Origin of the sequence: Thermocrinis minervae (assembly GCF_900142435.1) — a bacterium.
GTDB lineage: Bacteria > Aquificota > Aquificia > Aquificales > Aquificaceae > Thermocrinis_A > Thermocrinis_A minervae.
In genome coordinates, this window is record NZ_LT670846.1 from 391,866 (window position 1) to 413,138 (window position 21,273).

30 protein-coding genes are annotated in these 21,273 nt (G+C 43.0%); 12 read left to right on the forward strand and 18 right to left on the reverse strand.

Going from position 1 to position 21,273, the window contains the following annotated elements:
• Window positions 1-5: 5 nt before the first annotated feature.
• Both B5444_RS02150 and B5444_RS02155 read right to left on the reverse strand, forming a co-directional pair.
• The gene (locus B5444_RS02150) at window positions 6-356 is read right to left on the reverse strand and encodes a hypothetical protein (RefSeq protein WP_231967140.1); all 351 of its coding nucleotides are present in this window, start codon (window positions 354-356) and stop codon (window positions 6-8) included.
• A 2-nt stretch (window positions 357-358) separates the two neighbouring features.
• A complete protein-coding gene (locus tag B5444_RS02155; RefSeq protein ID WP_079653605.1) occupies window positions 359-1,183 on the reverse strand; it encodes an ATPase, T2SS/T4P/T4SS family in 825 nt (274 codons plus the stop codon).
• Between the two features lie 38 nt (window positions 1,184-1,221).
• Between B5444_RS02155 and B5444_RS02160 the strand changes: the two genes are divergently transcribed.
• From B5444_RS02160 to lpxC, 3 genes are read left to right on the forward strand one after another with little or no spacing between them, the layout of a single operon-like run.
• Window positions 1,222-2,655 carry an aldehyde dehydrogenase family protein gene (locus B5444_RS02160; RefSeq protein WP_079653606.1) on the forward strand — a complete coding sequence of 478 codons (1,434 nt, stop codon included), beginning with the start codon at window positions 1,222-1,224 and terminating at the stop codon, window positions 2,653-2,655.
• On the forward strand, window positions 2,652-3,359 hold the full coding sequence (locus B5444_RS02165) for a uroporphyrinogen-III synthase (RefSeq protein ID WP_079653607.1): 708 nt from the start codon (window positions 2,652-2,654) through the stop codon (window positions 3,357-3,359). Before B5444_RS02160 ends, B5444_RS02165 begins: the two co-directional genes overlap by 4 nt.
• Window positions 3,360-3,372: 13 nt before the next feature.
• Window positions 3,373-4,182 (forward strand): UDP-3-O-acyl-N-acetylglucosamine deacetylase, encoded by an 810-nt coding sequence (gene lpxC, locus B5444_RS02170; protein WP_079653608.1) that lies wholly within the window; start codon window positions 3,373-3,375, stop codon window positions 4,180-4,182.
• On the opposite strand, the gene mltG is transcribed toward lpxC, so the two are convergent.
• The 3 genes from mltG to B5444_RS02185 are packed head-to-tail and all read right to left on the reverse strand — an operon-like array spanning window position 4,170 to window position 5,715.
• Window positions 4,170-5,132 (reverse strand): endolytic transglycosylase MltG, encoded by a 963-nt coding sequence (gene mltG / locus B5444_RS02175; protein ID WP_079653609.1) that lies wholly within the window; start codon window positions 5,130-5,132, stop codon window positions 4,170-4,172. The genes lpxC and mltG overlap by 13 nt on opposite strands.
• Entirely contained in the window at window positions 5,129-5,533 is a 405-nt protein-coding gene (ruvX, locus tag B5444_RS02180; protein WP_079653610.1) for a Holliday junction resolvase RuvX, read from the reverse strand. Before ruvX ends, mltG begins: the two co-directional genes overlap by 4 nt.
• On the reverse strand, window positions 5,530-5,715 hold the full coding sequence (locus B5444_RS02185; protein WP_079653611.1) for a YgaP family membrane protein: 186 nt from the start codon (window positions 5,713-5,715) through the stop codon (window positions 5,530-5,532). Before B5444_RS02185 ends, ruvX begins: the two co-directional genes overlap by 4 nt.
• A gap of 109 nt (window positions 5,716-5,824) precedes the next feature.
• Here B5444_RS02185 and B5444_RS02190 point away from each other — a divergent pair, with 109 nt between their 5' ends.
• A complete protein-coding gene (locus B5444_RS02190) occupies window positions 5,825-6,262 on the forward strand; it encodes an Hsp20/alpha crystallin family protein (RefSeq protein WP_079653612.1) in 438 nt (145 codons plus the stop codon).
• Here the strand turns inward: B5444_RS02190 and murA are convergent.
• The 7 genes from murA to B5444_RS02220 are packed head-to-tail and all read right to left on the reverse strand — an operon-like array spanning window position 6,255 to window position 10,304.
• Window positions 6,255-7,547, reverse strand: a complete 1,293-nt coding sequence (murA, locus tag B5444_RS02195; RefSeq protein ID WP_079653613.1) for a UDP-N-acetylglucosamine 1-carboxyvinyltransferase — start codon at window positions 7,545-7,547, stop codon at window positions 6,255-6,257. The genes B5444_RS02190 and murA overlap by 8 nt on opposite strands.
• Entirely contained in the window at window positions 7,519-7,692 is a 174-nt protein-coding gene (locus B5444_RS07695; RefSeq protein ID WP_172838420.1) for a hypothetical protein, read from the reverse strand. The genes murA and B5444_RS07695 overlap by 29 nt, the downstream gene beginning before the upstream one ends.
• Window positions 7,689-7,988, reverse strand: a complete 300-nt coding sequence (locus tag B5444_RS02200) for an Lrp/AsnC family transcriptional regulator (RefSeq protein WP_079653614.1) — start codon at window positions 7,986-7,988, stop codon at window positions 7,689-7,691. Before B5444_RS02200 ends, B5444_RS07695 begins: the two co-directional genes overlap by 4 nt.
• Window positions 7,933-9,156, reverse strand: coding sequence for a glutamyl-tRNA reductase (gene hemA / locus B5444_RS02205; protein WP_079653615.1), 1,224 nt, complete (start codon window positions 9,154-9,156; stop codon window positions 7,933-7,935). The genes B5444_RS02200 and hemA overlap by 56 nt, the downstream gene beginning before the upstream one ends.
• A gap of 19 nt (window positions 9,157-9,175) precedes the next feature.
• Entirely contained in the window at window positions 9,176-9,481 is a 306-nt protein-coding gene (locus B5444_RS02210) for a cupin domain-containing protein (RefSeq protein WP_079653616.1), read from the reverse strand.
• 5 nt (window positions 9,482-9,486) lie between these two features.
• Window positions 9,487-9,942 (reverse strand): DUF4149 domain-containing protein, encoded by a 456-nt coding sequence (locus B5444_RS02215; protein ID WP_079653617.1) that lies wholly within the window; start codon window positions 9,940-9,942, stop codon window positions 9,487-9,489.
• Between the two features lie 17 nt (window positions 9,943-9,959).
• Window positions 9,960-10,304 (reverse strand): hypothetical protein, encoded by a 345-nt coding sequence (locus tag B5444_RS02220; protein ID WP_079653618.1) that lies wholly within the window; start codon window positions 10,302-10,304, stop codon window positions 9,960-9,962.
• An 18-nt stretch (window positions 10,305-10,322) separates the two neighbouring features.
• Between B5444_RS02220 and B5444_RS02225 the strand changes: the two genes are divergently transcribed.
• The 8 genes from B5444_RS02225 to B5444_RS02260 all read left to right on the forward strand — a co-directional run bounded on the left by B5444_RS02225 (window position 10,323) and on the right by B5444_RS02260 (window position 15,868).
• Entirely contained in the window at window positions 10,323-11,030 is a 708-nt protein-coding gene (locus B5444_RS02225; protein ID WP_079653619.1) for an alpha/beta hydrolase family protein, read from the forward strand.
• Window positions 11,031-11,109: 79 nt separating this feature from the next.
• Window positions 11,110-11,571: an iron-sulfur cluster assembly scaffold protein gene (locus B5444_RS02230; RefSeq protein WP_079653620.1), complete on the forward strand. Its 462-nt coding sequence runs from the start codon at window positions 11,110-11,112 to the stop codon at window positions 11,569-11,571.
• Entirely contained in the window at window positions 11,568-12,608 is a 1,041-nt protein-coding gene (locus B5444_RS02235; protein WP_079653621.1) for a hypothetical protein, read from the forward strand. Before B5444_RS02230 ends, B5444_RS02235 begins: the two co-directional genes overlap by 4 nt.
• Entirely contained in the window at window positions 12,605-12,856 is a 252-nt protein-coding gene (locus tag B5444_RS02240) for a sulfurtransferase TusA family protein (RefSeq protein WP_079653622.1), read from the forward strand. Before B5444_RS02235 ends, B5444_RS02240 begins: the two co-directional genes overlap by 4 nt.
• Entirely contained in the window at window positions 12,853-13,098 is a 246-nt protein-coding gene (locus B5444_RS02245; RefSeq protein ID WP_079653623.1) for a DUF1858 domain-containing protein, read from the forward strand. Before B5444_RS02240 ends, B5444_RS02245 begins: the two co-directional genes overlap by 4 nt.
• Window positions 13,091-13,336: a NifU family protein gene (locus tag B5444_RS02250; protein ID WP_231967142.1), complete on the forward strand. Its 246-nt coding sequence runs from the start codon at window positions 13,091-13,093 to the stop codon at window positions 13,334-13,336. Before B5444_RS02245 ends, B5444_RS02250 begins: the two co-directional genes overlap by 8 nt.
• Window positions 13,329-14,150: a shikimate dehydrogenase gene (gene aroE, locus B5444_RS02255; RefSeq protein WP_079653625.1), complete on the forward strand. Its 822-nt coding sequence runs from the start codon at window positions 13,329-13,331 to the stop codon at window positions 14,148-14,150. Before B5444_RS02250 ends, aroE begins: the two co-directional genes overlap by 8 nt.
• Window positions 14,135-15,868: an ABC transporter substrate-binding protein gene (locus tag B5444_RS02260; protein WP_231967144.1), complete on the forward strand. Its 1,734-nt coding sequence runs from the start codon at window positions 14,135-14,137 to the stop codon at window positions 15,866-15,868. The genes aroE and B5444_RS02260 overlap by 16 nt, the downstream gene beginning before the upstream one ends.
• Here the strand turns inward: B5444_RS02260 and B5444_RS02265 are convergent.
• Genes B5444_RS02265 through B5444_RS02290 form a run of 6 tightly spaced genes read right to left on the reverse strand, consistent with a single transcriptional unit; the run spans window position 15,849 to window position 21,267 of the window.
• On the reverse strand, window positions 15,849-17,225 hold the full coding sequence (locus tag B5444_RS02265; protein ID WP_079653627.1) for a response regulator transcription factor: 1,377 nt from the start codon (window positions 17,223-17,225) through the stop codon (window positions 15,849-15,851). The genes B5444_RS02260 and B5444_RS02265 overlap by 20 nt on opposite strands.
• Window positions 17,222-17,833: a hypothetical protein gene (locus B5444_RS02270; protein ID WP_079653628.1), complete on the reverse strand. Its 612-nt coding sequence runs from the start codon at window positions 17,831-17,833 to the stop codon at window positions 17,222-17,224. The genes B5444_RS02265 and B5444_RS02270 overlap by 4 nt, the downstream gene beginning before the upstream one ends.
• Before the next feature lie 3 nt (window positions 17,834-17,836).
• Window positions 17,837-19,159 (reverse strand): TldD/PmbA family protein, encoded by a 1,323-nt coding sequence (locus tag B5444_RS02275; RefSeq protein ID WP_079653629.1) that lies wholly within the window; start codon window positions 19,157-19,159, stop codon window positions 17,837-17,839.
• Window positions 19,159-19,875 carry a phosphatidate cytidylyltransferase gene (locus B5444_RS02280; protein WP_079653630.1) on the reverse strand — a complete coding sequence of 239 codons (717 nt, stop codon included), beginning with the start codon at window positions 19,873-19,875 and terminating at the stop codon, window positions 19,159-19,161. The genes B5444_RS02275 and B5444_RS02280 overlap by 1 nt, the downstream gene beginning before the upstream one ends.
• Complete coding sequence (gene uppS / locus B5444_RS02285) at window positions 19,853-20,542, reverse strand: polyprenyl diphosphate synthase (RefSeq protein ID WP_079653631.1); 690 nt, start codon at window positions 20,540-20,542, stop codon at window positions 19,853-19,855. Before uppS ends, B5444_RS02280 begins: the two co-directional genes overlap by 23 nt.
• Window positions 20,539-21,267, reverse strand: coding sequence for a tetratricopeptide repeat protein (locus tag B5444_RS02290; RefSeq protein ID WP_079653632.1), 729 nt, complete (start codon window positions 21,265-21,267; stop codon window positions 20,539-20,541). Before B5444_RS02290 ends, uppS begins: the two co-directional genes overlap by 4 nt.
• Window positions 21,268-21,273 lie beyond the last annotated feature (6 nt).

Sequence of the window (21,273 nt, forward strand, 5' to 3'; positions counted from 1 at the left end):
CTCCTTTATAGGTCAAAGTCTATGTCCTCGTCGTCAAACTCAATCCTATCTTGTGGGCTTGGATACACTCCCCTAAGGCTAAGGGATAGGGTTTTCAACATCTCTAGGTAGGTCAGTACATCTTCGTACATTTGGAGAAGGGTCTTGTATCTGTTTGCTTCTTCATAGGTGAGCTTTTTGTTCCTGAGTATCTTCTTTACAGCTATACGGGACATGTAAGCTCTGGAGAACTTCTCCTGCCACTCAGCCCAAAAGTCCTTGGATACTACAGGAGACTTGACTATGAAGTACTCAAGGTTTGAGAGCTCCTCAACAAGGTTTACATCCAGATGTTTCATATCTTTCCTCCTTTTCATAACTAGAGCTTTACTTCTAACATACCATCTTTATCTTTTTCTACTACCACATAATACTTTATGTGTTTTTTAAGGTATGGAAACTCCTTAAGAAAGTGGTCCTTTTCCAAGTATGGAGCGTGTATGAACACGACAGTATCCGTATCTACCAACCTTAGTACGTTCTTTGCATCCTTCTCTGATATGAACTCCCTATAACCTATGTATACAATATCAGGATCTATCAAAAAGGCATTCCTTAATGCTTCTTCAAAGGTTTCCACGTCCACACCTGCCTCGACTTGGACGACTATGGATCTTTCATGTCTTAACAGGAAGCTTATAGGTTTTTCTATTATGTATATGATCCTATAATAGTTTTGGGCTACATGCTGTAGGTAAGAGTAAACAAAAGTGGATACGGCTACGGGTGTTTGACCAGTTACTACCACTATACCAGAGCTCCTAAGGTTTACAAGATCTTCTATGGGTTGGAGGGCTTTTACGTTCGTCAGAAGGTTTTCAAGTTTTGGTATTTCATACGGAGTTTTTACTATGCAGATAAGGTAACTTCCTCTTTGTGTTAAGTAAGAGACTCTAAACCTCCCTATGCCCTGCAGGCCAAAGGAAAAGGTTCCTTCTCTCCCAAGAGAACTACCCGAATAGTAAGCATAACTTTTGAGGGCTATAAGAGTATCTCTTACATCATCTGGAGTAAAGATAACATCCATTATCTTTACAAACTTATCTTCCTTCTTTTCTACAGGTACAGACTTTGGAGCTATGTATATCTCCCTTATACCTTCGGAGCTTCTAAGGTAATTGAGTATCTGCGGTGCATAGTTCATTTTCTCAAATATTATAACTGTGAGTTAAATTTTTATGTATGCAAGTCAAGCCCTTTTTGCTAGGTGGAAGGTGGGTAGAGAGCAACGAAACTATTGACGTGATTTATCCTTACACAGGAGAGCTGATCGCTAAGGTAAGTAGAGCTACTCCCGAACATGTGAACGAGGCCATAGAGCTTGCTAAGGAGGGGTACAAAGAGTGGAGTTCTTACACTCCCTATGAAAAGTACAAGGTACTCATGAAGGCAGCTGAGCTTCTTCAGGATAGGGCAGAGGAGTTCGCAAAGAGCTTGGTACTTGAAGTAGGTAAGACCATAAGAGAGGCCCGTGTAGAGGTTCAGAGAGCAATCCAGACTCTTATCTTTTCCGCTGAGGAGACCAAAAGGATAGGTGGTGAAGTAATCCCCATAGATGCACATCCCAACGGTAAGGGTAAGGTAGGCTTCTACATAAGGGAGCCAGTGGGTATAGTATCCGCCATAACACCTTTTAACTTTCCTTTAAACCTCTCCATGCATAAGGTGGCTCCAGCTTTGGCAGCAGGAAACGCTGTCATCCTAAAGCCTTCCGAAAGGACGCCTATCACACCCCTTATGATGGCTGAGCTCTTCTTGGAGGCAGGCCTTCCGCCTAAGGCCCTTTCGGTACTCCCTGGGTATGGTGATGTAGGTAAAGCCATGACAGAACACCCTGACGTTAGGGTGGTTTCCTTCACAGGAAGTAGGAAGATTGGAGAGATAATAACCAGACAGGCTGGCATAAAGAAGGTGGTCCTTGAGCTTGGCTCCAATTCTGCCTTAGTTCTCCATAAGGATGGTGACCTAAAGAAGGCTGTCCAGAAGACCATAGCTGGTGGTTATGCCATAGCTGGACAAGTGTGCATATCCATACAGAGGGTTCTTGTTCACGAAGAGCTTTTTGATACCTTTTTGGCTAAACTTGAAGAAGAAGTATCCAAACTGAAAGTGGGTGATCCTATGCTAGAAGAAACGGACGTAGGGCCTATGATAAGCGTGAGCGAGGTGGAGAGAATCCAAAGCTGGATAGACGAGTCTCTTGAGAAAGGAGCAAAGCTCGTTACAGGTGGAGTATCCTGTGGTGATAAGGTTTCGTCCGTACTTACACCCACTATAGTCTCTTTAGTTCCACGTGATGCCAAGCTCTGGAGAGAGGAGGCCTTTGCTCCCGTAGTACTTGTAAATCCTTACAGTACAGTAGAGGAGTGCATACAGATGGTGAACGACAGCGTGTACGGTTTGCAAGTAGGTGTCTTTACAAACGATCTAAAGGTAGCTTGGGAGTTTATAAGAAAAGTGAAGGCTGGTGGTGTACTCATAAATGAAGGTCCTAACTTTAGGGTGGACCATATGCCTTATGGAGGTGTGAAGGAATCAGGTATAGGTAGAGAAGGACCTCGCTTCGCCATAGAGGATTACACAGAAATAAAGATGGTCATCTTTGACTTGACGTGACTAAGGTACTCCTAACAAGAGAAGAGGAAGACATTGAAAGGGACAGGCACATCTTTGAAAGCTTTGGTCTTGAGGTAGTAAGCCTACCCCTGATAGAGACTAAGTATTTACCCTTTGAAGAGCCAAGTGACTATGATTGCATAGTCTTCCAAAGTCAAAAGGCGGTAAAGGCCTTTTTAAGTAGAGCAAGTATAAAGGAGTCTGCCAGGGTGTTTGCAGTAGGCAGGAAAACAGCGGAGATTCTTGAGAAGTTTGGTATTAAGGCACAGTATCCTGAAGAGGCCTATGCAGAAAAACTCCTGGAGATGATAAAAGGCTTTGGTTCATGTAAGATTGTAGTTCCTAGGTCTGAGATAGGAAGGGATGAGTTAATACAGGGTTTAAAAGCCATCGGCTTTGAGGTCATAGACATACACGTCTATACAACAGTTCCGAGGATCTATCCGCCGGAGGTGGTGGAGCGTAAACTGAAAGCTTCTGACTTCGTGGTCTTTGCCAGCCCATCTTCGGTACATGCACTTTTTGCAAATTTACCAAAACAAAAAGTTACAGACCTTCTAGAAGGCAAAAAAGTAGTATGCATTGGTAAAACTACCAAAGGAGCATGGGTCCAAGAAACAGGTATGGACTGTCTTATACCTGAAGAACAAAGCATGCGCTCCATAGCCCTCCTTATAAAGGATTTGGCACGAAGTTTGCACTAATATAAATAAAGCTATGGAAAAACAGGCCACCATTAGGGAGGACATCACCTTTGAAGGTATAGGGCTCCATACTGGGCAGAGCTGCAAAATAGTTTTGCATCCAGCAAAAGAAAACACAGGAATAGTCTTCTACAAAAAGGGAACTTACATACCTGCAAATTACAAGCATGTGGTAAATACAGACCACTCTACAGACTTAGGGAAGGATGGACAGATAGTGAAAACCGTTGAACATCTTATGGCTGTGTTGTATATGTTAGGTATAGACAATCTTATCATAGAAGTTCAGAAGGGTACTGAGATTCCGGCGTACGACGGAAGTGGATATCACTTCTACAAAGAGTTAAAATCCAAAGTTTTATACCTTCCAGAATATAAAGACTATCTGGTCATAGATAGACCTTTGGAAACACTAAACTGCCAAGCTAAGATAGTAGCAGAACCTTATGAAGACCTATTGGTTATTTACTCAGGTTATGTAAAAGGTTTTATAGAAAGTTCACAGGTAGTATACAGAGGTGATGCAAGACAAGTAGTCTTTGCTAGGACCTTTTGCTACGACTATGAAGTGGAGCATCTCCGAAGGAAAGGCTTGGCTAAGGGTGGAAGCCTAAAAAACGCAGTGGTGTTAGGAGAGGGTTTTGTCTACAACAAGGAAGGTCTTAGGTCTAAGGATGAACCAATAAGGCATAAACTTCTTGACTTACTCGGAGATCTTTCCTTGCTCGGCAAGAGGATAAGAGGGAAGGTCGTCTCTTACGGTGGTGGACATTCACTAAACGTCGCCTTTGTGAAGAATCTAGTAGATCTCTACCTTCTGTAGAGCCTTACCTTCCTTAGGTGATCCTGGTAGTCAACGCTGAAGGAGTGTTTTCCTGTACCATCTGCCACAAAGTAAAGATAGGGTACATTTGCTGGATAGAGGGCTGCCTTTAATGAATCCAGCCCTGGATTGCATATGGGTGTGGGTGGAAGCCCGTAGTATACATAAGTGTTGTAAGGATCTTCAAAGTTAAGGTCTTTTTTGGTCAGGATACCCTCCCACATACCTCTTCTCTTCAGAGCGTATATAACTGTGGGGTCTATTTGGAGTTTCATGTTCTCTTTAATTCGGTTGTATATGACTGCTGCCACAAGAGGTTTTTCTGAAGGCAATGCTGTTTCTTTCTCTATCATGGAAGCTATTATGACCCATTTTTCTAAGGTTAGTCCTTTCTTGGGTAACTCCTGACGGAGTTGAGCTGTTTTTTTCATGAAGTTTTTAAACATCACGTCTACTATATGCGAAGGGTGGGTGTTCTTTGAGAAGAAGTATGTGTCTGGGAATAAAAAGCCTTCCATGCTGTAGGTTGCAAGGCCATACTTTTTAACAGTCTTTGGAGAAAGAGCGTACTCCAAGAAGTCTTTAGAAGAGCATATCTTTTTTTCCTCCAATAGCTTAGCTATGTCATAAAGATCATACCCTTCTGGAACGGTGATCTTGTAAAGCTTTCTAAGGCCGTACCTTATCTTCCTGTAGGCATCCCACGGAAAGACTATGCCATCAAACTCGTACTCACCAGCCTCAAGCTTACCTCTAAAAAGTGCATGTATAGTTAGAAAAGAAAAGGGGCTTCTTATTATGCCCTCCCTATAGAGGCGTATAGCTGTATCCAAGCTGCTCTCACCGTAAGGTATCTCCACAGTCTTTTTATACACCCTGACGGGCATAAACTGGTAAAGGATTCCCCAAAATGACAGTATAGAAAGGACTATTAGTAGCTTTATCCTCATCCATCTAAACCAAGGTACTCTTTGAGTATGACATAAGCAGCCATGGCGTCCTTTATCTCTTTTCTCTTCTTTGAAGGAAGCTGAGCTATGTACGAGTAAGCTTCCTTAGTGGTAAACCTTTCATCCCACAGGACTATCTGCACAGAATCCTTTAGGTATTCCCTAAGTTTTCTTACAAACTCTTTTACTTCCTGAGCCCTTTGACCCTCCTTACCCCTAAGGGTTAAGGGAAGACCTACTACCACTAAAGAGACGTTGTACTGTTCTACAAGGTTTTTAAAGTAAGAAAAAAAAGCCTCACCGTTCTTAAAAGAAGTTAGAGGTGAGGCTATCTTAAGTTCTGTGTCTCCTATAGCTACACCTATCTTTTTGCTTCCGTAGTCCAGGGCTAAAACTTTCAACCTGTCCTAAAGCCAAGAACCTTGTATAGAGGACAGAAGCCGATGGCTGAGGTTATGAGAAAGACTATCCCTATTATTCCCAGTATCCAGTAAGCACCGCCGTGAGTAACGGCTAGATACAAAAACACAAGTGCAAGAACTATCCTAACGAGCCTGTCCCAAGTGGCCATGTTCTTTTCCATGATTAACACCTCCTTATAGAGTAAAAATATACTATACATTACCCCTTGACAAACTTAAATTAGTTCACTAAATTTATTTGTGTAAACTACTATAAAGGAGGTGATAGCCATGAAGAGAGGAATGATGCTTTGGAGTCCCTTTGCAGAGCTGGAGCGTATAAGAAAGGAGTTTGATAGGTTGTTGGAAGAGTTTCTACCAGCCAGGGCTGAGGAAGTAGAAGTACGTTTTATGCCAGCTGTTGAAGTCTATGAAACGGACGGAGAGCTTGTAGTAAAGGCAGAGGTACCGGGTGTAAAGAAGGAGGACATAGAGGTAGTTGTCAAGGATAACACCCTCTACATAAGGGGTGAGAAGAAGGAAGAGAAAGAGGAGAAGACTCAAACTGTCCACAGGATAGAAAGGGTGTACGGAAAGTTTGAAAGAGCCATACCTCTACCTACAGAAGTTAACCTTGAGGGTGTGAAGGCAGAATACAAGGACGGAGTCATAGAAATAAGGTTCCCAAAGGCTCAAAGTGCAAAAGAGACAAAGATAGAGCTCAAGTAAGCCCCTCTTCCCCCCTTTCCCTTTTTACACAAGCTCCTAGCTGATTCAGCTTTTCCTCAAGCCTTTCGTAACCCCTGTCCAGGTGATACACATCCCTAACTATGGTGGTTCCCTCGGCTACTAAGCCTGCCAGTACTAAAGATGCGGAAGCTCTAAGGTCTGTGGAGAAAACCTCAGCACCTGTAAGTTTCTTTACGCCATTAACTATTGCGAGTCTGCCATGAACCTCTATCTTAGCTCCCATACGGTTGAGCTCAGCCACATGTTGAAATCTGTTTTCAAATATATTCTCTTGAATCTTTGACACACCATCAGCTAGACACAACATAGCCATAAACTGGGCTTGCATATCCGTCGGAAACCCTGGGTACTCAGCCGTTGATATCTCCAATGGGAATATCCTACCTCTTGACCTTATCCTAATACTATCCCTAGAGATTACGTCTATTAGAGCACCAGCTTCCTTGAGCTTTTCAAGAACGCTTCCCATATGGTCTACCCTTACGTTCTGCAAGGTAACATCTCCTCCTGTCATAAAGGCACCTACAAGCAATGTACCAGCTTCTATCCTGTCTGGAATCACCCTATGATGGAAACCTTTTAGTTCTCTTGATCCCTTTATTATGGCAGTTCTGTCATCTATGTGAATTTCCACTCCCATACTCTTTAAAACTTCTACTAAATCCATTACCTCTGGTTCCAAGGCTATATTCCTAAGTACGCTCGTCCTTTCACACATACTTAGGAACATAAGGGCGTTCTCAGTCCCTGTAACTGTTATGACTTCGAAGGTGTATTCTACAGGCCTTATTTTCTCTACTGTAGCCTTTATGTAGCCATGCTCTACGCTTATTCTAGCCCCACCCTTCTCAAAGACCTTAAGGTGCTGATCTATGGCCCTTACACCTATGGCACACCCACCAGGCATGGACACGTAAGCTCTTCCAAACCTTGCTAGCAGTGGTCCCATGCAGAGGATGGAAGCTCTCATTCTGCGTACCAGGGAGTCTGGTGCTGTAAAACTGTTCACTTCCTTAGCGTTTAGAAGGACAGAGTTTCCACTGATTTCAAGTCTTGCACCCAGATGTTTTAGAAGTTCGTAGGCGTTTTTTACGTCAAGGAGGTCTGGGACATCCTCCAGGAAACAGTCTTCTTCGGTGAGAAGGCTTGCCATCAGTATGGGAAGGGTAGCGTTCTTGGACCCAGATACACGTACTGTTCCTTTTAAGGGCTTACCACCCTCTACTACGAAGTACTCAGAGGTATATGAGGTTGTGCTTATCATCCCTTGGTATGATTATCTTTACTGGCTCCCACATTTTTGAATAGAAGATGAGAAGTCCGTCATCTTCTTCACAGTACTCAGCTTCTTTATCCGAGTATATTACCACTATCTTATCTTCTTCCTCTCTGATGATTGGGTAAATCATATCCTGACTACCACGCAGGTGAGAGCTTCTTTCACACCTTCCAAAGAGTGTATCTTGTTTATAACAAGCCTGCCTAGTTCATCCTGGTTTTTAACTTCTGCGAAGACTATTATGTCATAAGGACCAGTGACTACGTCTGCTGTTCTTACACCTTCAAAGGTGGAAAGGGCCAGCATTATTGAGGGTATTTCCCTTGGGTCTGCCTTTATAAGTATGTACGCCTTTACGGAGTATTCTGATTCAAGCTCCATAAGCTCTGTTATGGACATAGGGTAGTTTTCGTGTCTCGTTTCCATCTGCTTCCTCCTCCATGAATATTTTAAGCAACTTAGGGGCTTCTTCGGGGTTTTTCTTTACCTCTTCCATAAGCCTGTGTATGAGCCTCCTTACTCTTGGACTTCTTATTTCCTCTTCCCTCCAACTCTCTTTTAACCTTTTGAGCTGTTCTTCTATATCCAAGAGTTTTAACCATCTTAAGAACTTTTCTACTTCATCCCATACTATCATTTCGCCTTTTTCCTTTTCTTTCTGCCTTTGGAAAAGGTTCTTCTGAGCTATCTCCTTAAGGTCATCTATGTCATAAAGGAACACCTCGTCCACCTGGTTTACTTCGGGGTTTACGTTTCTAGGTACAGATATGTCAATAATAAACATGGGTTGGTATCTTCTCTTCTTTATGGCTTTCTTTACATCCTCGGGGTTAAGGAGGTACTCTTTAGATGCTGTAGAGAAAATAAGCACGTCAAACTCGTGCAGATGATCTTTGAAGCTCTCAAACTGAAGCGCATGCCCACCTAATCTCTGGGCAAGCTCCACAGCCTTTGAATAGGTCCTGTTAGTTATGTATACGTCGGCCTTTAGCTTTTTCAGGTATCCTGCTGAGAGTTCAGCCATCTCTCCAGCACCCACCAAAAGCACCTTTATGCCATGTAGGTTTCCAAAGATCTTCCTTGACAACTCTACGGCTACCCAGCTTACTGACACGGCGCTCTTGCTTATACCTGTCTCGGTCCTTACCCTTTTGGCTGTTCTCATGGCAAAGTCAAAGAGTCTGTTGAGGATTTTCCCAGTTGTGCCGAAAGCTTTAGCCATAAAGAAAGCCTGCTTAAACTGTGAAGTTATCTGGGTCTCACCCACTACCATTGAATCTAGACTTGAGGCTACCCTTAGTATGTGAGCTACGGCTTCCTTTCCTTCTTTTAAAAAGGCTTTAAGCTTATGTTTGTTGTGTATTCCTTTAAAGCTCAAGAAGGTATCCACGGTGCTTTTTAGCTGCTCTTCTGTGCCGTACGCATAGATCTCAACCCTGTTACACGTAGAAAGAAGGAAAAACTCTAGATCTTCAGATAAAACCTTTAGCTTTGGTAGTAGATGTTCAAGGTCTTTGTCTGTGCACGCCAGTAGCTCCCTCTCCTCCACAGGAGCAGTCTTGAAGTTAAGCCCCCATACGAATATGCTTTTCATCAGGTATTAATATAACTCATCACTGACATATGAAGGCCATCACCACAAGTCTTTCTTCTGCAAAGAATCCGTGTGGTTCGTTAGGCTCGTACTGCAGAGCCTGACCCTTTTCTAGCCTTATTCCGTTTTCTTCTGAGCCAGCAAAAAACACACCTTTCCCTTCCAACACTACGGTTATCACGTGGTAAGGAGATGTGTGCAGGTTTATCTTCTGCCCCGGCTCGAGGTAAAAGCATATTACTCTCACTTTATCGCCTTTTGCCAGAAGCTCCTTCTGCGGAATGAGAGGTGAGAAGTTTACATTTGGTGATAGGATCTGAGCCATATTTTTTAGCCTCCGAACCTCAATTTTGCAGCAAGGAAGACTATAAGAAGGCTGAGAACAAGGTTTATAAAACCTAGGACTCTAGCCATAAAGCGATGAAACTTAGATTCTATGGCCTTCTTACCAAAGTAAAGGTCATGGACCAAGGAAACTATCACTACGAAGACGAAAAGCCCTATTTTTTCCCAAAGGGTCTTTGTGTAAGGGTTGGAAAAGTCAAGGATGTTTTCAAAACCGAGTATGTAATGTATGTTCCCTAAACCTGTTACGAAGAGCAAAAATAGGGCTCCAAAGGTCCCATAAAAGCTAAACCTTTTGCCCACTTCTTGGAAGGCCTGATCCCTTATGGGAAGCTTCCTTATGTATGGTGATACTACGAAGACAAGGAACAGCATACCACCAACCCAGAGGCTTGCAAGGATAATATGCACGAACAGCACAAGCTCTCTAAGAGTAGTCATTTACTTACTATTATAGTCTATCCTTTGAGGATGGCAAGGTAAAGCTCTTCAAGACACAGTATCCATCTGGGTGGAGTAAGACTTGTGGAACATCCAAGGGAAGAAGTATCGTAGAACTTGAAGGCTCTTGGGTTTGAAGGATCATGCACGAAGGCAAAGACAGTACCCTGAGATAGGTAGCCGAGGCTTTTTTTCCAGTCTTTTATCTGGTTGGCTATCTGTGCTAGCTTCTGGATGGCTCCCTCTCTGTCTAAAGTTTCCTTTTTTCCTTCCTTCAGGTCTTCAAAGATCCACCTTCCCTCTGGCAGTTCTTTGGAAAGTTCAACGAGCCTCTCCTCTGACATAAGACCATAGAACCTCATAACTGTATACTATAAACCATGTTCGTGCTTGAAGAACCTAACAAGGAAAGGCTTTTAATACACCTACATGGCTTTGCATCAAGCGTAAGGTCGAACAAGGTAAACCTTCTAAGGGAGCTAAGCCTTTCCACTGGTGCCTTTTCCTTTTTTGCCATGGACATGGACTACCATACAACTACAACCACTAGGGTGCTCTCCTTGCTCGAGGCTCTTATCGTTGGCTTTTCAAAGAGATACAACCACATAGTGCTTAGCGGAAGTTCCCACGGCGCTTATGTGGTCCTTAACTTTTTAAGGTATAGAGAATTTCCAAGGAACCTAAAAGCTGCTATTCTTTTGTCTCCTTCTTACTCTACTCTGGCTCTCATAATAAAGGAGTATGGAGAAGAATACTGTAAGGTTTGGTTGGAAGGGAAGGAGGATCTGTACATAAAAGAATGTGACACAGGGATGGAGCTTGCCATAAACAGAGAGTTTGCTGTGGACATAATCCAAAGGGGCTACGAGATAATAAAAGGTCAGGAGGTTGACTTTCCTCAAAAGCCACCCGTTAAGCTGTACGTGGTACACGGTACTGAGGATAAGGTTGTGCCAGTGGAACACTCACGCCTGTTTACTAAAAGGGTTGAGTCAGTATACATAGAAGTAGAGGACGATCATAGACTTGATGCAACCTTTCAGAGGCTTTTAAAAGAGGGATTTTTTGAAGGATCATTCCTCGGTTGATTGATAAATCTCATAGCATACAAACTTTTGTAGCATACCTTCATTTTCTGTAGAAAATACTGTTTAGGAGGTGTGAGCCATGTTTGAATACAGTGAGAAGGTGCTTGATCACTTCTTGAACCCCAGGAACGTGGGTGTGCTTGAGGATGCCAACGCTGTAGGTCAGTGTGGTAATCCAGCCTGTGGTGATGCCATGCTCTTTACTCTCAAGATAAATCCAGAGACTGATATAATAGAAGATGTGAGGTTCAAGACCTTTGGGTGTGGCTCAGCCATAGCCGTATCCTCACAGCTAACCGAGATGATAAAGGGCAAGCCCATAAGCTATGCACTGAACCTCACCTACAAGGATATATTTGACGAGCTTGGCGGACTCCCACCCCAGAAGATACACTGCACCAACCTAGGTCTTGAGACCCTTCACGTAGCCATAAAGGACTACCTCATAAAGCAAGGAAGGCTTGAGGAAGCTGCTAAGATACCGGACTGCTACGAAGAGGAAGAAGAAGAAAGCAGGGAGTTTGAGTTCCTATCCACATGAAAAGGCCGAGGGCTGTCGCTCTTCTTTCTGGAGGCTTGGATAGTTCTTTAGCTGTCCGCCTCCTTTTAGACCAAGGTGTTGAAGTAAAGGCTCTACATTTCTACACGGGGTTCTGCATAACGGAACATAAGAGGCGCCTTGGTCTTAGGAGAGAAGACGGACAGCCTTATATGAATCCTGCTTTAAAAGCGGCAGCCCAGTTGGGTGTACCCATAGAGATAGTGGATATATCGGAGGAGTACTTTAACATTGTCTTGAATCCAAAGTATGGCTATGGTAAGAACGTAAACCCGTGCGTTGATTGCAGGGCCTTCATGCTCAAAAAGGCCAAAGAGATAATGGAAAAGGAAGGGTACGACTTTGTGGTGACGGGAGAAGTGCTAGGGCAGAGGCCTATGAGTCAAACCCTTCCTAGACTAAAACTGATAGAGAAAGAGGCTGGTCTAGAAGGTCTGGTACTTAGACCACTCTCCGCCAAGTGTTTACCCCCCACTATACCTGAAAAGATGGGATGGGTAGATAGGTCAAAGCTTTTGTGCATAAAGGGTAGGAGTAGGAAAGTTCAGATAGCCTTGGCCCAGAAGTATGGGCTTGACTACGAACAGCCTGCAGGTGGATGTTGCTACCTTACAGACGAAAACTACGCCATTAAATTTAAAGAAGCTCTGCAGGTAGAAGGTTTTATAACCAGGGATGACCTAATTCTTTTCTCTGTAGGTAGGCATCTAAGACTTCCATCAGGTGTAAAGCTTATAGTTGCAAGGAACGAAGGAGAAGTGAGATTTTTGAAGGGATTTACCAACAGGTATGCTCATGCTTACAGAGAGGACGGAAAGGGAACCCTATCCCTAATAAAGGGCAATCTTTCCGAAGAAGACGCTAAAAAGGTAGCGGCTATAGTAGCAAGGTACTCCAAGAGAGAACCCTGTAGGGTTGTGATAAATACTTTAGATAAAACTATAGTGTTGGATGCAGAGCCTATGAGCGATCAAGAGCTTGAGAATTATAAGATAGTAAGGGAGGTGGTTGGTACATGAATCTGGAAGATATAAAACCTGATGTGGTTCACGATGTGGTTGGTACTTTTTGCCCAGTACCAGTAGCTGAGACTGCAAAGATGATAAAGCAGATGCAAATAGGACAGGTGCTTGAACTTATAGCAGACGATCCGGGCGTTGTTGAAGATATACCGGCATGGTGTAAGGCAACATCGCAGGAGTTTTTGGGTATGTACGAAGAAGATGGTGAATACCACCTGTTTATAAGGAAGGTAAAGGAGCTATGAGGGACCGTCTTACTATGGACATAAGCCTTAAGGAACTTCTAGAGGAAGTTCCACGTGCCAAGGATATACTGTACGAGTATGGACTAAACAGGCTTGAGGAAGAAGACATACTGGACGTAGTAGTAGACAAACTCACTCTTAAGGGTTTTTTCCGTCTCATGGACTTAGATGATGAAACTCAGGGTGAAATATGGAAAAAGTTACAAGATTTATACAGAGGTTCGGAGGACTGTCATGGATAGGTTCAAAGAGGTTGAGGAGATCTTGGAAAAGGTAAGGCCTGCTTTGAAAGAACACCATGGAAACCTACGTGTAGTAGACATAAGGGATGGAGATGTGTACCTTCAGTTTGAAGGTGGATGCACAGACTGCCCCATAGTTGACGCCAGCCTCAAAGAGGTCATAGCTCTCACCATCAAAGGAAACCTGCACTGGGTAAAAAACGTAGAAGTGGTACAACCAAAGTACCAAATTGGTTAAGCTTTCGGGAAAAACGAAAGTATACGGTGTAATAGGTTACCCCATAGAGCATTCTCTTTCACCAGTTTTCCAAAACATCTTCTTTAGCCGTTTAGGAATAGATGCTGTTTATGTACCTTTCAGTGTTCCTCCTGAGGACTTGCAAACTGCTATAGAAGGGCTTAAGGCTTTAGGTGTTAAGGGTGTAAACGTTACCATACCTCATAAAGAAAGAGTTTTACAGTTTGTAGACTTTGTTGACGAGCATGTAGAAAAGATAGGATCATCCAACACTCTAAAGTTTGTTGATGGAAAGGTATACGCATACAATACAGACTGGATTGGATTTCTCAAAGCTGTGCAGGGTCTCATAGAACCTGGTAAGAGAGTTCTCCTCCTTGGAGCTGGAGGAGCTGCGAGAGCGGTGCTATATGCGCTGCTGCAAAGAAAGGACAGAGTGTTTATATTCAACAGAAGCAAGGAAAAGGCCTACAAACTAGCGGAAACATTTGGAGCAGAAGTAATAGACAGACCAGAGGATGTACTTAAAGATGTAGATCTTATTGTGAATGCAACATCTGTAGGGCTTGTAGACAAAAGCTGGCTCTTTGATTACACCCTCATAGAAGACAGGCACGTGGTTTACGATATAGTGTATGGTCAGACGGAGCTTATAAGACGGGCCAAGAGCAAAGGGGCCAAGTGTGAGGATGGTCTCTCTATGTTAGTTCACCAGGGAGCAGAGTCCTTTAAAATATGGACTGGTATGGAAGTTCCACAGGATCTTGTAGACGAATGCATAAAGACTCTTAGGGAATCATGGGTATCTTCCTAGGAATACTCGTATTTATTCTGTCTTTTTTACCCTTTCACATGCTTAGCTCTCCTTTGGAGAAGCACATAAGCTTTATAAGATTAAGACCCGATGAGTTTATAGTACAAAAGGGTGTGGAGGGCGGCACCCTTAGGTATACTCTCAACGGTGATCCCAAAACCCTGAACCCTGCTGTTGCACAAGAGACCACTTCTACTGCTGTTGTTGGTGATCTTTTTACAGGTCTTACCAGGATAGACCTCAAGACTATGGAGCCAGTACCAGACCTAGCTCAGAGTTGGGAAGTCTACGAGGAGGGAAGGAGGTACGTTTTCCATCTAAGAAAGGATGTCCGTTGGTCTGATGGAGAACCTTTTTCAGCCGATGATGTGGTGTTTACGTACAGGGATGTATATCTTAACGAGAAAATACCCAACTCTACTATGGACATGCTCAGGGGTGTACTCAAGACTCCTGAGGATATTAGGAACTTTGTGAGAAAGTTGGACGACTATACGGTAGAGTTCAGACTTCCCAGCCCCTTTGCACCCTTCTTGGGTGTACTCAGCTCTCCCATACTACCAAAACACAAACTAGAAAAGTATGTAAAAGACGGAAACTTTATGAGCGCCTGGAACGTAAACACAGACCCTAAGGATTTGGTGGGTACAGGACCCTACGTCATAGAGAGATACATAAAGGGTCAGGTGGTGGAGTATACAGCCAACCCTTACTATTACATGAAACCCTTACCTTACATCAAGCATAAGGTAGCTTACATAGTCCAGGATCCTGACACAGCTCTTATAAAGTTCTCCCAAGGTGCTGTTGATTACGTAGGTATAAGGCCTCAAGACCTTAACCAAGTGACCTCACTCAAGGGTATAAACCTATACGACCTTGGCACAACCCCTGCCATAAACTTTCTTGTCTTTAATCAGAATCCAAAAGCCAAGATACCACCGTACAAGTTAAAGTGGTTCCAGAACAGAGATTTCAGAGTTGCTCTGTCTCATGCCATAGATAGAGAAGGCATATGCTATTTAGTATACAACGGTCTGGCAGAACCTCTATATGGTCCAATAACACCTGCCAACAGACCTTACTACGAAGAAGGTCTGTTTCCAAAGTATGAGTATGACCTTAAAAAGGCCCGCTCTATGTTGGAGAAACTCGGTTTTAAGGACCGAGATGGTGATGGCATTTTGGAGGATAATCAAGGGCACAAGCTTGAGATAGTTATATTGACCAATGCAGGCAACAGAGAAAGAGAGATGATAGGCAACATGATAAAGGAAGACTTTGAGAAGATAGGTGTAAAGGTAATCTTTAGGAGTATAGACTTTAACACCCTTGTGTCTAAACTAACTTCACCACCCTACGACTGGGAGGCCGTGATAATAGGCTTAACAGGTTCCATGGATCCTTACTTTGGGAGGAATGTGTGGCATTCAAGTGGAACCCTCCACGTGTGGAATCCTATGCAGAAATCTCCTACTACCCAATGGGAACAACAGGTAGACAAGCTTATAGACGATGCTGCCAGAGAACTTGATTTTAAAAAGAGGCTTGAACTTTACAGAGAAGCCTTCAGGATAATAGCCTGGCAACAGCCTATGCTATTTATAGCTGCGCCTAAAAGTATGCTAGCCTCTTATCCTAAGTTTGGCAACTTCTTCCCTACTGTGTGGGGATGGTACCAAGAAGAGCATATGTTCATTACGAGATTAGCTCCCTAAGCCTTTCCCTCAGAGCTTTGGAAGCTTCCTCTCTTATGATACTGGCTATGTCTAGTGTATTCATAATCTTTGATACTTCTTCCATCAGTACTTTTTCTACCTTTTCTGACAGTACTTGATTTATGACAGACTTCATTAGATCTTCCGTGATTGTATTCTTTATAGCCTCTTCTATCAATCTAGGTACATCTTCTTTGACGAATTTTTCTATGTACTCTGTTTGGTACGCTGATGCCTGGTGTACCGGTGGTGTCAGGATGTGTTCAGCAACAGGTTTTTCCTCCGTGTGGTAGAAAGATTCTTCCTTTTGAGTTATTTCAGGAATAGATTCACTGATAGGTGCTTTTTCAAAGATCTTCTCAACTTCAGGAACTTGTTCTACAACTTGACTGACAGCTGGTAATTCGCTAGGTACTTCTTCCTCATGATGAACAAGTTTTTCTTTTTGGGTCATCTCGAGTAGCAGTTCTATTAAATCTTTACTGATATCTTTCTTTTCCACTAAAAGCTCCTCTACCTTCTGTAATGCGTTAGTTAATTCTCTTTCCCTAGAGTATGTGTATTTGTGTTGTAAATCTATGGAGTCTACATCTATGGCAAAGAGTTCATCTAGCAGGAGTACGTAAGGCTTTTTGGAAAGTACAGGATTCTTTGAAAACTCCGTTAGAGTTCTTTGAGCTACAGCCCCTGATATAGTGTCAAAGACCACTACATCTGCGTCGTGAACTTTCTCTCTAGCTTCCCTTACGTTTTTTGCTACTATAATCTGTGCTGTATTGCCAAGTCTCTCGGAGAAGAAGTTTATTATGTTGCTATCAAAGGATACTATCAATACCTTTTTATTTTCTTTTTGAGTTTGTTCTACATGACTTTCCAATTGCTTAGGCTCCGAGGGAAAGGTGCTTTCTATCACATATTCTTTGAGTTGAGACTCTTCCAGAATGTGCTCTTCTTGTGGTTTAAGTTCTAAACTAGACCTACCTTCTACTTCGTACTTTGGTAAATTTATTTCTTCTGGAACATAACCACCTTCTATAACATGAGGTACCTTTTCCAAGGCTTCATCCCTTTTTATTAGAGTTTTTTTAGTGACGAGAAGATTTTTGGGATCTATAGGGAAGAGGTCATCCACTAGAACTATGTAGTGGCTATCCTTAAATTTTTTTGTGTACAGTTGGTTTATATCTTCCTCGGATATGGAACCTGATATAGCGTCATAAACCACAAAGTCTACCTTAGTATCCACCAAATTTATAGCCTCGTCGCCGTTTCTAACGTCTATGACTTCATAGTTACTCAGTCTCTCCTTGAGCTGATCTACTAACCCTTTGTCAAAGGAAACTAGAAGTATCTTCATTGCCTTCCCCCAACGGATTTTAGTATATCATCTAAAATCTTTTTTGCCTCTTGTAGACTTTCTTCTGGTAGGAGTTTTGCAGTACCAATAGTAAGTCTGAGGGCTTTTAACTTATTTATTATATATTCGTCAGACAATAACTTCCTTTCCGTTTCCACTTTTATCTGATCGCTTCTGGAGACAAGGTTGAACAAACCTAATGCCAGCAGTATAAATCCAGAGAAGAATATACCAGTCCAAGCTGGGTTATCCATAAGGACGTTGGTAAACTCTCCTATAGAGAAGCTCTTCGTATAAACGGAAAACACAGCTGCTGTTGATTTCTGCTGAGTGTAGGTAAAGGCCTGTATATCTAAGGTATTGATGGTGTTGAGGGTAGCTATAACTTTACCCGTGTTGTCCCTTAATACAAATATGTTTATATCCTCGTAAGGGAGTTTTACGGATGAAGCTCCACTATAAACATCCAACATATATTTAGCAAAGTTAGTGTTTACCTTTTTTAGTTTATTGTTGGCGTACAGTGTGAAGGCAGATATAGACCCAAGGACGGACAACGCCATCCCAAGGATCACAAGTATAAGACTTAAGACTGTGTTGCTTTTCATACCCTATGCCCCCACGGTTAATCTCTCTACAAGTACAGAAGGACTGCCCACGTTACCATAAAAGACAAGATCATTACCTACTGCTCTTATATTCTTGAGTACTTCCAAAAAGTTTCCGCTGATGGTGATACCCCTCACCCTTTTAACCTCTTTTCCTTCCTTTAATATTATACCGCTCGCCCCCAAGGAAAAATCACCTGATATGGGGTCTACTGTATGAAGTCCCATGAGGTCTAGGACCAGAAGGGTTTCCGGGAAAAAGGTGGTCAAGTCTTCAAAGCTTGTGTTAGAGGGTTCAACAAAAAGGTTTGTGATACCAGAAGTGGGCAAGGTTTTGAATGAGTCCCTGACAGAATTACCTGTAGGTTCTTGGCCAGACTTTAAAGCGGTACGGTAACTGTGTAAAAAACCTTTGAAAACTCCGTTTTTTACTACCAGGTTCCTTCTCGTAAGTATACCCTCCGCATCTACGGGAGAGGAAGCCAGGCCTTTTTCTATGGTTCCATCGTCTATAAGGGTAAACACTTCGGATGCTATAATCTGTCCCTCTTTTCCCTTCAACATAGTCTTGTCTTTTATCAGGGAATCACCCAGGAAGACGGAGGAAAAAGCCTCCAGGAGAGACGCGAAAGCGTCTCTGAAGAATACAGTAGGCATAACCTTACTTTCAAAATCTGAAGGGTTCAGTTGAGAAACTGCCTTAAATACAGCATCCTTTACCATGTCTTCTAAGGGAAGGTCTGCTAAGTACCTGGAGGCTCTAAAGTCGTAGGATATACTACTATCCTCACCTTCCTGGGCAAGGACACCTATGGTGGAAATGAAGCTACTGCTAGCGTAGTGGTAGTCTATACCGCACGTGTTAAAATGGTACACTTCCGAGTAAACACCTTTTAAACTGAGTTTTCTAACACCCTTTATCCTGTTGTCTAGGGTTTTGGCGAACCCCTCCAGCTGTATACACCTTTGGGCAAGATCTTGAGGTGTCACGTATAAGACGGTGCTATCGTAAGGGTTGTTTAGCTCACCCTCTACACGAGCGCAGAAGGGTTTGTTTGTATCATCCTCGGGAGACAGTTCACAAATCTCCACAGCGCGTTTGTAGCATTCTATAAGAGATTCCTCCGATAGATCTGTAGTGTAGGCAAAACCTATCTTCCCATTGCGGAATACTCTTATACCTATACCTGTGTCTTGAGCTTTGAGCAGACTTTCTACACTTTCGGAGGATGTTTCTGCTAGGACTTTAATGGCTGTATGTATGTAAAGCTCGTACTCGTAGCCTGGCTTTGCTACCCTTTCAATGGTTCTTTTTACTTTTTCCATCAACTTACTATTTTAAGGTAATGCAAGTATACAGGTGCGCACATAAGCAGGGAGTCAAGTCTGTCTGTGAAACCTCCATGCTCGCCTAGGATGTTGGAAAAGTCCTTTATGCCTACCTGTCTTTTTATAAAGCTTTTGAAGAGGTCACCACCTAGAGCTACGAGGGCTAATAGAGCTCCCAAATAGGGGTTTTTAAACGCAAAAAAGCTATACAACATTCCTGCTAGGATCCCTCCGAGAAGACCTTCCCACGTTTTTTTAGGAGATAGCCTAGAAGCCAGGGGAGTTTTGCCAAAGGTTTTCCCTACGTAGTAGGAAGCTGTATCTACAACCCATACAAAGAAGAGCAGCTTTATAAGGTGTAAGCCACCAAAGCTTTTTATGGCAAAGATGTAAGAGGGTAATAGTCCACAGTAAGCCTGTATAAAGAACGTTTTAAAGAAGGTGTCCAGATCCCACCTTCTCGAGGATATCCAAAGGGTTGACATAAAAAGAGCTACTGTTCCCATCTCCAAGCTATAGGCCGACATAAGAAGCACTACAGGTGCTAAAGGGTATAGTTCAAAAGAGAGAGCTTTAGAGAGCTCCCAGCTCATAACAAGGCTAACTCCTGCCAGAGCTATTAGGAAAATCCAAGGTGGTGCTAAGGAAAGCCCTAAGGCTGTGAAGACAAAAGTTATACCGATGAGTTCTCTACTTTTCCACGATGGCCCCAAACTTCCTGATCCTCCTTGAAAACTCCTTCAATGCTTTTAAGAGCTCCTTTTCGTCGAAGTCTGGCCAGAAAGTATCAGTAAAGTAGAGTTCTGTATAGGCTATGTACCAAAGGAGGAAGTTGGATATCCTCTTTTCTCCTCCTGTGCGTATTAAGAGATCGGGCTCTGGAGCATCTCCCATATCCAAAAAATGTCTAAAGGTCTCTTCATCGATGAAGTTAAGGCCTGCTTTGATGGCCTTGTTTACAGCCCTTACTATCTCGTCCCTCCCTCCGTAGTCTACTGCCAGAAAAAGCTTCAATCTATTGCACGACGCTGTGGTTTCTTCCACTTGCCTTATAACCTCCAAGAGGTTGGTTGGAAGTCTGTCCCTCCTCCCTATAAACTTAACCCTAACACCTTTTTCTCTCAGCTCATCCTTCTTCTTCATAAGATAGGCTTCAAACATGGAAAAAAGGGCTCTTACCTCTTCCTTAGGTCTCTTCCAGTTTTCCGTTGAAAAGGTAAAAAGAGTAAGGTACTCTATGCCGAGCTTTAGGCAGCTATCCACCAGCTCTTCAGCCCTCTTTACTCCCTCGTAGTGACCTTGTATTCTCTCCAACCCCCGCGCCCTGGCCCACCTTCCATTACCATCCATTATCACTGCCAGATGCCGCGGGATTTTCATCTCTGTTCTAATTTCTGTTTGGCTATCTGAGCCTCTGTAGATAGAGGATACTCGGAAACTATGGCATTATAGAGCTCCATAGCTTTGTTTCTTTGGTTGGACTGTTCATAATACTTTGCTAGCTGTAGCATTGCGGATGGAGCTTTGTTGCAGTCTGGAAGCTCCTTTTTTCTACACTTTTCTATGAGTGTTAGCCAAACGGCTTCCATCTTCTTGTTATCGCCGAGATCTTTGTAAACGACTCCAAGCCAGAAGTAGGCGTTGTCTGTAAGGGGAGTGTTAGGATATTTTTTTATGAAATCTATAAAAGCACTTTTAGCTTGGTTGAGTCTTCTAAGGTTGTACAGCTCAAAGGCGGATTCGTAAGCTTTCTGGTAGTCTTCTTTAGGTTGTTGCTCCACTTTTGCTGTAGGAGTTTCTGAAGGCATAGGTGTTGTAGGTACAGTTACAGGAGATGTTACAGGAGATATATCCGTGTTTACCTTGTTTGAGGATTCAAGCTTTAACTTTAGGCTTTCTAGGTCTATGCTCAGTCTGGTAAGTCTGTTGGCTATGTTGTCTACTCTTTCTTCTGTCTTGACGTTTTTCTCCTCCAGCAGCTTTTGTCTTTCTTCCAGTGCGCTTATGCGTGACCTTAACTCGCCTATGGTTCTGTTGTACTCTTCTTGGCTTACGGTTACACAAGAGGATACAAATACGAGGCCGAGGAGTAGAAATCTCTTCATGAGTTG